6 protein-coding genes are annotated in these 11,458 nt (G+C 65.6%); 4 read left to right on the top strand and 2 right to left on the bottom strand.

What is annotated here, in order from left to right; translation table 11 throughout:
- Positions 1-37 precede the first annotated feature (37 nt).
- Positions 38-5,608 (top strand): beta strand repeat-containing protein, encoded by a 5,571-nt coding sequence (locus AB7F11_RS11550; protein ID WP_428300744.1) that lies wholly within the window; start codon positions 38-40, stop codon positions 5,606-5,608.
- Positions 5,609-5,629: 21 nt separating this feature from the next.
- On the opposite strand, the gene AB7F11_RS11545 is transcribed toward AB7F11_RS11550, so the two are convergent.
- Entirely contained in the window at positions 5,630-5,911 is a 282-nt protein-coding gene (locus AB7F11_RS11545; protein ID WP_428291577.1) for a hypothetical protein, read from the bottom strand.
- Here AB7F11_RS11545 and earP point away from each other — a divergent pair.
- Together earP and AB7F11_RS11535 are read left to right on the top strand one after the other, a co-directional pair.
- Complete coding sequence (earP, locus tag AB7F11_RS11540; RefSeq protein WP_428291578.1) at positions 5,910-7,118, top strand: elongation factor P maturation arginine rhamnosyltransferase EarP; 1,209 nt, start codon at positions 5,910-5,912, stop codon at positions 7,116-7,118. The two genes, AB7F11_RS11545 and earP, sit on opposite strands and share 2 nt — an antisense overlap.
- Positions 7,119-7,173: 55 nt before the next feature.
- The gene (locus AB7F11_RS11535) at positions 7,174-7,827 is read left to right on the top strand and encodes a hypothetical protein (protein ID WP_428291579.1); all 654 of its coding nucleotides are present in this window, start codon (positions 7,174-7,176) and stop codon (positions 7,825-7,827) included.
- A gap of 10 nt (positions 7,828-7,837) precedes the next feature.
- Here AB7F11_RS11535 and AB7F11_RS11530 read toward each other — a convergent pair whose 3' ends face one another.
- Positions 7,838-9,238, bottom strand: a complete 1,401-nt coding sequence (locus tag AB7F11_RS11530; RefSeq protein WP_428291580.1) for a hypothetical protein — start codon at positions 9,236-9,238, stop codon at positions 7,838-7,840.
- Between the two features lie 899 nt (positions 9,239-10,137).
- Here AB7F11_RS11530 and AB7F11_RS11525 point away from each other — a divergent pair.
- Positions 10,138-11,274, top strand: coding sequence for a porin (locus AB7F11_RS11525; protein WP_428299994.1), 1,137 nt, complete (start codon positions 10,138-10,140; stop codon positions 11,272-11,274).
- Positions 11,275-11,458 lie beyond the last annotated feature (184 nt).

The raw sequence follows: 11,458 nt of genomic DNA, 5'->3' as shown, positions 1-11,458 counted from the left end.
ACCGCCCCAGCCAGATCCCCAGCAAGAAGGAAACACCATGAACAGCCCCTCCACCCAGGCCAGCCTCCCGCAGCAGCAGCACACCACCGAAGCCGGCAGGCACGACACGCCGGCCGTGCTGTCCGCTCAAGAGGCCAGGAAACTGCTCAGCCTGCCCGGCGTCACCTCGTTCCGGCAGGGTGCGGTACTGATCATGGTGGATGCCCAGGGCAAGCATTACATCGTCAAAGACCTTGAAGCGCAGGCCTCGCCGCCGCAGGCGAGCCCGGACGACGCAGACGGAACCAACGGCACCGACAGCACCGACGACACAGCGCAACGGGCCGGGCAGGAGACGCCCGAAGAGGCCCCGGCCGACTTGCAGGTGGCCGCCGCCAGCGCAGAGGTGCCTTCAGCCACACTGGCTGAAGTTCACATGGCGCAAGCGCCCGCAGGCAGCACGCAGCCGGAGGCCAAGTCCGGTGATCAGACCTGCAAGGACGACGACGACAAGAAAGATGCCAACGACAAGGACGACGACAACGCCTGCCCCGTGGTGCGGGATTCAGGCTCCGGCTGGGGCCTGGGGCTGGCAGGCGTGGGCCTGGCGGCCGCCATGGGGGGTGGAGGCGGCTCAGGCGGTGGTTCCGGTGGCGGCACACCGGGCGACACCACCCCACCCACCCCACCGAGCGCACCCGATCTGGCGGCAGAAGACGACAGCGGGGCGAGCAACACCGACGACATCACGGTCTACACCACCGGCCTGAGCTTCAGCGGCACGGCCGAAGCGGGCGCCACGGTGAGCCTGTTTGCCGACGTGGACGACGACGGCGAGATCGACCCCGGCGAGCTGCTGGGCACGGGCGTGGCCACGGGCGGGACCTACAGCATCGACACCAATCTGGCGGTGGGCAACTACAACGTGCGCGTCATTGCCACCGACCTGGCGGGGAATGTCAGCGAGGCCTCGGGCACCACGGTGGTGAAGGTGATTCCACCGGCGCTGGGGTTTGTGATCAATGGGCAGTCGGCAGGGGACTGGAGTGGCTATTCCGTCTCCTCCGCCGGCGACGTGAACGGCGACGGGTTGGCCGACCTGATCGTGGGGGCGCCGTTTGCAGCAGGTTATGCCGGGCGCAGCTACGTGGTGTTCGGCAAGGCCGACGGCACGGTGGTGGAGCTCTCGACCATCGCCGATGGCGGCACGGGCGGCTTCGTGATCAACGGGCAGTCAGCGTTGGACTTCAGCGGCTCTTCCGTCTCGTCCGCCGGCGACGTGAATGGCGACGGCCTGGCCGACCTGATCGTGGGGGCTCCGTATGCCGAAGGAGATGCCGGAAGCAGCTACGTGGTGTTCGGCAAAACCGACGGCACGGCGGTGGAGCTCTCGGCCATTGCCGCTGGCGGCACGGGCGGTTTCATGATCAACGGGCAGTCAGCGTGGGACCAAAGCGGCCATTCCGTCTCCGCCGCCGGCGACGTGAACGGCGACGGCCTGGCCGACCTGATCGTGGGGGCTCCCCAAAGCGACCCCGCAACCGGAGGCAGCTCTGCCGGGCGCAGCTACGTGGTGTTCGGCAAAACGGGCGGCATGCCGGTGGAGCTCTCGGACATTGCCGACAACCAGACCGGCGGCTTCGTGATCAACGGACAGTCGGACTATGACAACAGCGGCTGGTCCGTCTCCTCCGCAGGCGATGTGAACGGCGACGGCCTGGCCGACCTGATCGTGGGGGCTTACCGAAGCGATCCCGCGGGCATGACGGAGGCCGGTCGCAGCTACGTGGTGTTTGGCCAGACGGGCGGCACGGCGGTGGAGCTCTCGGCCATCGAAGCCGGCACGGGCGGCGGCTTCGTGATCAACGGGCAGTCCTCAGCGGACTACAGCGGCTATTCCGTCTCCGCCGCAGGCGACGTGAACGGCGATGGCCTGGCCGACCTGATCGTGGGGGCGTACCACGGCGACCCGGCAACGGGAGGCGCCGATGCCGGGCTGAGCTACGTGGTGTTCGGCCAGACCGACGGCACGCCGGTGGAGCTCTCGGACATTGCCGAGAACGAGACCGGTGGCTTCGTGATCAACGGGGCGCGCGACTTCGTGATCAACGCGCAGTCATTTGGAGATCAGAGCGGCTATTCCGTCTCCTCCGCCGGCGACGTGAACGGCGACGGCCTGGCCGATTTGATTGTGGGGGCGCACTATGCCAACCCGGAGGCAGGCACCGATGCCGGTCGCAGCTACGTCGTCTTCGGCAAGACGGGCGGCACGCCAGTGGAGCTCTCGGCCATCGAAGCCGGCACGGGCGGTGGCTTCGTGATCAACGGCCAGTCAGAGGGGGATGTCAGCGGCGAGTCGGTCTCCGCCGCCGGCGACGTGAACGGCGACGGCCTGGCCGACCTGATCGTGGGGGCGCCAGGGGGCGACCCCGCAACGGATCGCCAAGACGCCGGCCGCAGCTACGTCATCTTCGGCAAGACCGGCTTCGACGCCGTGAACCTGGGCGACGTGGCTCTGGGTGGTGATGCCGCCCTGCCCTTTGACTTTGCCGGCACCAGCGGTGCAGACACCTGGAGCGGCACCACCGAGAGCGAAACCGCCCTGGGCGGCGCAGGCGACGACACCCTCACCGGCAACGGCGGTGCCGACGTGCTCTACGGCGGGGCCGGCAACGACACCCTGGTGCTCAACGCCGACAACATCGCCCACCTCTCCCAAGGCCTCACCGATGGCCGCCTGGCCCGCGTGGACGGCGGCGGCGGCATCGACACCCTGGCCGTGGCCGGTGCAGGCGTCACCCTGGACCTCACCCAGATCGCGAACCAGGCCGCCGGCGACCCCGAGACCGGCAGCCGCATCGCCAGCATCGAGAAGATCAACCTCAGCGGCACTGGCAACAACACCCTGACCCTCTCGGTGGGCGACGTGCTCGACATGGCGGGCATGAACCAGTTCAACGACGACAATGGCTGGACGGGGCTGGGCACGAGCGTGCAGCGCCACCAGCTGGTGATCGACGGTGATGCGGGCGATGTCGTTAACAGCTTCGAAGCCCCAGGCACCTGGAGCCTGGTGGGCACCGCCAGCGATGGCACCAACACCTACAAGGTTTTCAACGCCACCGACTCGGCCACCTCGGCGCAGTTGCTGGTGAACACGAACATCACCCAGGCGCTGGACACCACAGCGCCCATCCCGCCAAGCGCGCCCGACCTGGCCGCCGAAGATGACAGCGGGACGAGCGACACCGACGACATCACGGTTTACACCACCGGCCTGAACTTCAGCGGCACGGCCGAAGCGGGCGCCACGGTGCAACTGTTTGTCGACGCCAACAGCAACGGTGTGATCGACAGCGGCGAGCTGACACTGGGCACAGACGTGGCCACGGGCGGGAACTACAGCATCGACACCAATCTGGCGGTGGGCAACTACAAGGTGCGCGCCATCGCCACCGACCTGGCGGGGAATGTCAGCGAGGCTTCCGGCACCACGCTGGTGGAGGTGATTCCACCGGCGCTGGGGTTTGTGATCAATGGGCAGTCGGCGGTGGACTGGAGTGGCTATTCCGTCTCCTCCGCCGGCGACGTGAATGGCGACGGGTTGGCCGACCTGATCGTGGGGGCGCAGTTTGCAGAAGGAGCAGCCGGCCGCAGCTACGTGGTGTTCGGCAAGGCCGACGGCGCGGCGGTGGAGCTCTCGGACATTGCCGCTGGCGGCACGGACGGCTTCGTGATCAACGGGCAATCAGCGTTGGACAACAGTGGCAAATCCGTATCGTCCGCCGGCGACGTGAACGGCGATGGACTGGCCGACCTGATCGTGGGTGCGCATGCAGCAGAAGGAGAGGCCGGGCGCAGCTACGTGGTGTTCGGCAAGACCGACGGCACGGCGGTAGAACTCTCGACCATTGCCGCTGGCGGCACGGGCGGCTTCGTGATCAACGGTCAGTCAGCGCTGGACCACAGCGGCACTTCCGTCTCCTCCGCCGGCGACGTGAATGGCGACGGCCTGGCCGACCTGATCGTGGGGGCGCCCGAAAGTGACCCTGAATCGGGCCTCGGCGGTGCCGGGCGCAGCTACGTGGTGTTCGGCAAGGCCGATGGCACGCCGGTGGAGCTCTCGGACATTGCCGAGAACGAGACCGGTGGCTTCGTGATCAACGGTCAGTCAGAGAGTGACCACAGCGGCTGGTCCGTCTCCTCTGCCGGCGACGTGAACGGCGACGGCCTGGCCGACCTGATTGTGGGGGCTTACTTCAGCGCCCCAGGGGGCAAGTTGAGTGCCGGTCGCAGCTACGTGGTGCTCGGCAAGGCCGATGGCACGGCGATCAATTTGTCGCAGATGGCCAGCGGCACGGGCGGCGGCTTCGTGATCAACGGGCAGTCCTCAGCGGACTACAGCGGCTGGTCCGCCTCTTCCGCCGGCGACGTGAACGGCGACGGCCTGGCCGACCTGATCGTGGGGGCGCCGTGGGCAGTAGGAGAAGCCGGGCGAAGCTACGTGGTGTTCGGCAAGACGGGCGGCACAGCCGTGGAGCTCTCGGCCATTGCCGAGAACGAGACCGGCGGCTTCGTGATCAACGGGCAGTCAGACTATGACAACAGCGGCTTTTCCGTCTCCTCCGCCGGCGACGTGAACGGCGACGGCCTGGCCGACCTGATCGTGGGGGCGTTGTCGGCGAACGGGTACGCCGGTCGCAGCTACGTGGTGTTCGGCAAGACGAGCGGCACGGCGGTGGAGCTCTCGACCATCGAAGCTGGCACTGGCGGTGGCTTCGTGATCAACGGGCAGTCAGCGGGGGACCAAAGCGGCCGGTCCGTCTCCGCCGCAGGCGACGTGAACGGAGACGGCCTGGCCGACCTGATCGTGGGGGCATATGTGGCTGGCGCCGAAGCCGGCCGCAGCTACGTCATCTTCGGCAAGACCGGCTTCGCCGCCGTGAACCTGGGCGACGTGGCCCTGGGTGGTGATGCCGCCCTGCCCTTTGACTTTGCCGGCACCAGCGGTGCAGACACCTGGAGCGGCACCACCGAGAGCGAAACCGCCCTGGGCGGCGCAGGCGACGACACCCTCACCGGCAACGGCGGTGCCGACGTGCTCTACGGCGGGGCCGGCAACGACACCCTGGTGCTCAACGCCAGCAACATCGCCCACCTCTCCCAAGGCCTCACCGATGGCCGCCTGGCCCGCGTGGACGGCGGCGGTGGCATCGACACCCTGGCCGTGGCCGGTGCAGGCGTCACCCTGGACCTCACCCAGATCGCGAACCAGGCCGCCGGCGACCCCGAAACCGGCAGCCGCATCGCCAGCATCGAGAAGATCAACCTCAGCGGCAGCGGCAACAACACCCTGACCCTCTCGGTGGGCGACGTGCTCGACATGGCGGGCATGAACCTGTTCAAAGACGGCAATGGCTGGACGGGGCTGGGCACGAGCGTGCAGCGCCACCAGCTGGTGATCGACGGCGATGCGGGCGATAGCGTCACCTCCAGCGGCTGGACCGACACCGGTGGCACCGTGACCAACGGCGGGCAAACCTATGCGGTCTACCACAGCACGGCGGCCAGCACGCTGGCGCAACTGCTTGTGGATGTGGACATCACCTACACGGCGGTGGTGATGTGAGCCGCAGCCCTATACCAGAGGTCAGCGAAGCGCTTGTCGCACCAGGCGTTCAGGTTCCTGGATTCCCACCAGGGTGGCCGGTGCTGACGAAAACCACGGAGGTCGGCGATGCTCGATCCTGAAAAATTGCAGTTCGACGCAGCCAATTTGCATCTCATCACCTTCCGAGTGCAAATGGAAATTCAACAACGATGATGTGTCGGTTCCGATGGTCCAGACGGGCAGCAGGAAGCCCCCACCAGGAGGCCTTTGTTGCGGCCAGGCGTGGCCCATCAAAAGGCTTTCAAACCCGGAGGTTTCCATGAGCCGACATACCGCATCGCCGAACATCACCTGGGATCTCTTTGCGCCAACCCAGCCGAACGATGGCCTGAGAAGCATCACCTTGCTGGCGGCCCAGCTTGCGGGCGTGAAAACGCAGCGGGTGCGGCTCTTTGTGGACGACCCCGGCCGCATGACCGCGTTGAGCGCGAAAATTGACCCGGCCCTCTGGGTGCAACCATGGCAGAACTGCGAATTGATGCGCCTGCGCCTGGCCGATGCCGTCGCCCCGGCCGACCATGTGGTGTGCCTCGGCGATACGGAGATTCCCCGGCGTTATCGTGAGCGCATGGCCTATGGCGCCGAGAGCCATTGCAAACTCTTGCGCATCTGGCCGCTCGGACACCCGATGGGGGCGCTGGATGACACCGCGGGTGCTGCGCCATGCAACACCCTGCGTTTCGATGTCGTTCAGGACGAAAAGGCCGAAAATATGGGCCTTATCAAAGATGCGCGAAGCACCGCCGACATGCGCGCACGTTGGAAATCTCATGTGAATGTGAACCTGCCCCAGACCACGCTGGAGAGCCTGGGGCTGCCGGGCGATCTGGCGAAGGACACGCTCATCGTGTGCTGCTGGAACGCGGCCATTGCCAACATGGGCGTCTTTCTCGACACGCTGGCACAGGCATGCAGCCAGCCTGTGCTCGTGTTGTTCGGCTCCACGGCGGGAACTGGAACGCCGGCGCCCACCGTGTCACATGGGACATTGCGCTGCCTGAACCTGCCCCCCATGAGCTGGAGCCGCCTCGACGAAATCATCTGGGGCAGTGACCTGATCTTCTGCGGTGAGCGCGATGTGGCGCTTCGCGCCATGGAAAGCGGCGCGCCTGTGATGTGGCTGCCAGCCACCAAGCCTGCCGCGCCGGACGACGACGCCTTGCTGAACTGGTATTTCGCAGGGCTGGACCCAGGATTCAAGCGGTGCCTGATGGCCTCGGCTCACAGCCTGCGCGAGGATGACTCGCCTTCGCAGGAACTGGCCTGGTACCTCGGGCAACGGGACGATCTGGAGATGATTGCCCGGCAGGTGGCCCAGCGCATCTCGCAAGCGCGCAACCTGGCAGACACACTTCCCCACCTGACCGGCTCCATGCTCGAGAAGGCTCGTCGCCGCAAACTGGAGCAAGACCATGTGCACCCACCGACCTGGCCCATGAGTCTGCCGGGGCAACCAGAATCGGCTTGAACCATCACCCATCGCGCGCCAGCGCACCACATACCAACACCGAGGGGGAGAGAACATGAGCAACTGGTTGATGAGCGCCACCGGCGCAACCACCACCTTCATCGCAGGCATCGTCATTGGTGCACTGTTGACGCACTGGCGATCCATGGTGAAAGGCCGCAGCCTCTCGACCAAGCGCAGCGCACCGCCGATGCTGTGGGACATTCATTGCGTCCTCAACGCCATGAACAAGATGGCCTTGACGGCTGAGCGGGGGCGCCCCGTGGAGCCCGCGATGATCTACCTGCTGTCGGACTACCTGCTCCACAGCGCGCTGCTGCAACGCGAGGATGGCTGGACCGATCGCGATGGCCTGGAAAACTGGCTGCTTGCGCACGTCCGAGTGGTGGCCGATCACCGGGGACAGGCCACGCTGCCCGGTGTCACCGTCGAGTTTCCGAAAAGCGTCCGGCGCGTCCACGCCAAGCAGCTGTTGCGGCAGTTGCTGTGGAACCTGCAGGTGACACAGACGATCAACCGCGTACACATCCAGTTGCTCGGTGGCGCCAGGGGCGAGGACCGGCTGGTCAAGGTTCGCCTCGAGGTGGAGGGAGATCTCCCGGACCCTGAAAAGATCACGAAGAATGGAAGCTCGTCGTCGTCCTGGCAGTTGGTGGGCAACGTGTCCACCTGTGAACTGCGCGCGGCCTTCGAGGCCGAGCCAGCCTGAGCCGGCGCGCTCAGGCCATTTCGACCGACCGCTCCAGGGCCGTCAGGTCCACATCGAGCAGCAGGTCAAGTTCCACATCGATTGCGCACGGTGCTCGCATGGGCCAGCGGGCGCCGGCGGTCCGGGCAACTTCGGGAACAGGTTCGTCGAGCTGCACCAGGTCACGGGCCAGGCGCCGCTCGCTCTCGCTGATCAACGTCTGCCAATCGCTTTCAGCGGGTGTCTGCAAGACTGGCTGGTTGGCTGCAGAAGCCAGCAACATGACGGGCTGCAGCGGGCGAATGGCGGCGCCCGACGTGAGCACCGGCCCCACCTCCACGTCGAGGTTGCCTGAGGCGGTGAGTGTCATGCCCTTGGTGTCGCAGCTGGCGCCCATGGCCACATCTTCTTCCGTGACGGTGTAGACGAATCGCAAGGTGTTGGTGCCGCTGCCACCCATGTATTGGGCGGCTCGCCGCCGTCCGGCCACGCAAAGCTGAAGGCGCGGGGACCCCTCCACCTTGACCGCTTCTTCAAGCGACACGCTGGCCTCGAAGGCCTGTCCTGCGCGGCAACCCGCAAACAGGCCGCTGGGCAAGGCACCTGGCCATTCGTCAGACCATGCGCCGTCGGCGGAATCGAAATCGAGCGCCACAGCGGTGATGCGCGGGAGTTCGGGAGTGCGGGCACCGTGGGGCACGGGCCAGGGTTCGTTGTGCTGCACCGCATGAAAGAGAGCGTCGGCCGCCACCTCGCCATCGGCGAACGCCAGACGCTGCGAGCCGACCACGTAGGCCATTTCCAGCAGGCCGCTGGCACGACGGCCCAGCGCGAGGGCCTGGCCCTTGACGGCCACGCGGTGCTCCGCCAGCCGGCCGGCCAGGTGAACCTGGATCTCTGAGCCACCGACGTACACCGTCTCGACGCCACCCACGCCTTCCACTTGAAGCACCGCACCGTCGGGCAATGCGCCTACAGGCGCCCGGGGCGCGGCCCTGACGTGGCTCGCCACGGTCGCCAGCGCACCAGCGGCTGCTTCACCCACCACGCCCAGCAGGGCGGACACCTGCCGACTGCTTCGCCAAAGCGACCCCAGGGTCACCGCTCCGTCTTCAAATACCAGCTCCCTCGGGCCGCGACTGGCGTGCAGGCTGACCTCGGTTCCCTGCGCCTCATGCAGCAAGGTCAGCACGTCGCCCGACACGACCACCCGGTGCTGGGCACTGGAACCTTGAAGGTAGAGACGATCGGCGCCGCCCACCCCACAAGTGAGGTCGAACGACCGCCCCACGCCAAGAAACAGGTGCTGGACCCCGCGGCCACCCCAGAACCTCAAGGCGTGGCCATGGACCACGATGGCGCCCTGGATGAGGTCAAACTTCGCGTCGATCGGTTCGTCCGTCGGCAACTGGCTGAATTCCGTGGCTTCCATGATGCTTCCCTTGGATTGATGAGCAACACAAAACTGGGCGCCGCAGCGATTCCGCGACGCGGTCCGTGAGGGCGGTGGCGCGGGACCGGTAAGCCTCGCGTTGCGTCTTTCACAGTGGAGTTCATTGCATCAGCCCCGACACAGGGCCGTCGCGGGAAGTCACCAAAGGGGTCTGGCGCCGAACCAGCGTGCGTAGATTTCGCACCAAATCTCCAGGCGCCCTCTTTGAGCACGCCAGCCTGTGCACAAGCTCACGCCGCTGGCCTGCGCACGCCGCTTTCCGGCGGCGTTGGCGATGGCGAAAACCGCAACTTGTTCACACTTGTGTGCCGGCATCGCCAGGGGGATGTGACCGGGCACAACGCCACAAACGTCCCATTTTTGCAACACTTTGGGGTTCATGAACACAAAAGCATGTGTTCTGTGCAGATGGTTGAACGTTCTCAACAGGCACCCTGACAACCGATCGGACGATGTTGCCGCCGATCTTTGCGAGCGAACCACAAAGCACCAATCGACGACTTTTCGCCATCACCCGGTATTTGCAGGCATCAGGCTGCAATTTGTCTGCTTGAAGGCGTCCAGAGGCGCCGCTCGAAAAGGGGATGCACGGCCTCATCGCAGCCGCTCGTCTGGCCCATCGGCCAAGGCCCAAAAACGCCCGTTTTGCAGGAAATTGGGCATTTAGTTCCCATTTTTCCGGCATCCATTCTCCCGGGGCCGCGCCTCGATCCTTCGCCGCGAGCCCTGCGGCCAGCCCCCTAGATTCCTGTTTTCCAAGTGCTCGAAGTGCAAAAAAGTTCGCATCTCGACCACGACGGAGCCGTTCGGAGCCCAAAAGGCTGAACCCCGGCGGCTTTATCAATCCTGTGCTCTCAATCTCTTATCTAGGAGTCTTCATGAAGAAAACGATGATCGCCCTGGCCGCCCTCGGCGCCATGGCCGGTGCCGCACACGCTCAGTCCAACGTGACGATGTATGGCGTGGTGGACATGTTTGTGGGCGAAAGCACCACGAAGACCAATTTTGGTGGTGTGCCTTTCAACGCCGTTCTTCCGAACAACACGACCGTCGGCGCTACCGTCAACACCATGGTCAAAAATGGCATGAGCCTGAACAGCGGCGGCCTGAGCGGCAGCCGTTGGGGCCTGCGTGGCTCCGAAGACCTGGGCGGCGGCCTGAAGGCCAACTTCCAGCTGGAATCCTCCATCAGCGCCGACACGGGCGCCAGCACCGGCTTCACCCGCACCAGCAAGATGGGTCTGAGCGGTGGTTTCGGCTCCATTGAAATGGGCCGCCAGTACACCCAGCTGTTCCTGCTGATGGACAGCTTCGACGCGCAGGGCACGTCCAGCTTCTCCGCCACCAACGCCATTTTTGGTACGTCGCTGCAGGCCGCATTTGGCAATATTGGCGTCGCCATTCCCGGTGCCAACGCCGCATCCATGCCGCAAGCCCCCGCCGTGCGCTGGGACAACTCGCTGCTGTACACCTCGCCGAACATGGGTGGCTTCACGGGGGCCGTGCAATACGCCTTCGGCGAAAACGGCACGCCGGGCGCATCCGCTGGCCGCTCGATTGGCCTGTCGGCTGCCTACACGATCGGCTCGTTCGCCGTGCAAGGTGTGTACGAAACCGTGAAGCGCCCGGGTGCTGGCGCCGGCTCCGCCAAGTCCACCGGTCTGGGCGCCAGCTACGACTTTGGCATGGCCAAGGTCCTGGGCCAGTTCATCACCCAGAAAGACGGCTACGTGAATGGCCTCAAGGAAAACGGCTATGTGTTGAGCGTGGCGGTGCCGCTGGGTTCGGCTGGCAGCCTCAATGCAGGCATGGGCGGCGAGAACATCAAGAACGCCACCTCTGGCGTCAAACTGGCCAAGACCTCGTCCTATGGCCTCGAGTACCGCTACGACCTGAGCAAGCGCACCACGCTGTACGCAGGCATGACCCAAGTCAAGACCAAGCTGGCTGCACCGCTGCCTGCTGGCGACACCACGGACAAGCTCTACGGTTTCGGCATGCGCCACAAGTTCTGAAGCCCTGGCTGGCTGTGGCCAGCCTGAGCTGAGGACACTCCAAGTTAACCCTCCGCAGCAATGCGGGGGGTTTTTTTATTGAGCGGATGGCGGCAGCGGGCCAGGAGGCCGTGCCCAAAACCTTGCAAGCGCCCGGGGAAGAGCTGCAAGACGTCAATCCAGACGTGCCCCCCCTCCCATTGGC

Origin of the sequence: Hydrogenophaga sp. (genome assembly GCF_050250835.1) — a bacterium.
GTDB lineage: Bacteria > Pseudomonadota > Gammaproteobacteria > Burkholderiales > Burkholderiaceae_C > Hydrogenophaga.
Note: the sequence above shows the minus strand (reverse complement) of the source record. Positions and strands in the feature narration are given on the sequence as shown.

Bases quoted from the DNA above. Each gene is read 5' to 3' on its own strand.
- AB7F11_RS11545 (WP_428291577.1), bottom strand. From the start codon at position 5,911: ATGGAAACCTCCGGGTTTGAAAGCCTTTTGATGGGCCACGCCTGGCCG.
- AB7F11_RS11530 (WP_428291580.1), bottom strand. From the start codon at position 9,238: ATGGAAGCCACGGAATTCAGCCAGTTGCCGACGGACGAACCGATCGAC.
- AB7F11_RS11535 (WP_428291579.1), top strand. From the start codon at position 7,174: ATGAGCAACTGGTTGATGAGCGCCACCGGCGCAACCACCACCTTCATC.
- AB7F11_RS11525 (WP_428299994.1), top strand. From the start codon at position 10,138: ATGAAGAAAACGATGATCGCCCTGGCCGCCCTCGGCGCCATGGCCGGT.
- earP (WP_428291578.1), top strand. From the start codon at position 5,910: ATGAGCCGACATACCGCATCGCCGAACATCACCTGGGATCTCTTTGCG.
- AB7F11_RS11550 (WP_428300744.1), top strand. From the start codon at position 38: ATGAACAGCCCCTCCACCCAGGCCAGCCTCCCGCAGCAGCAGCACACC.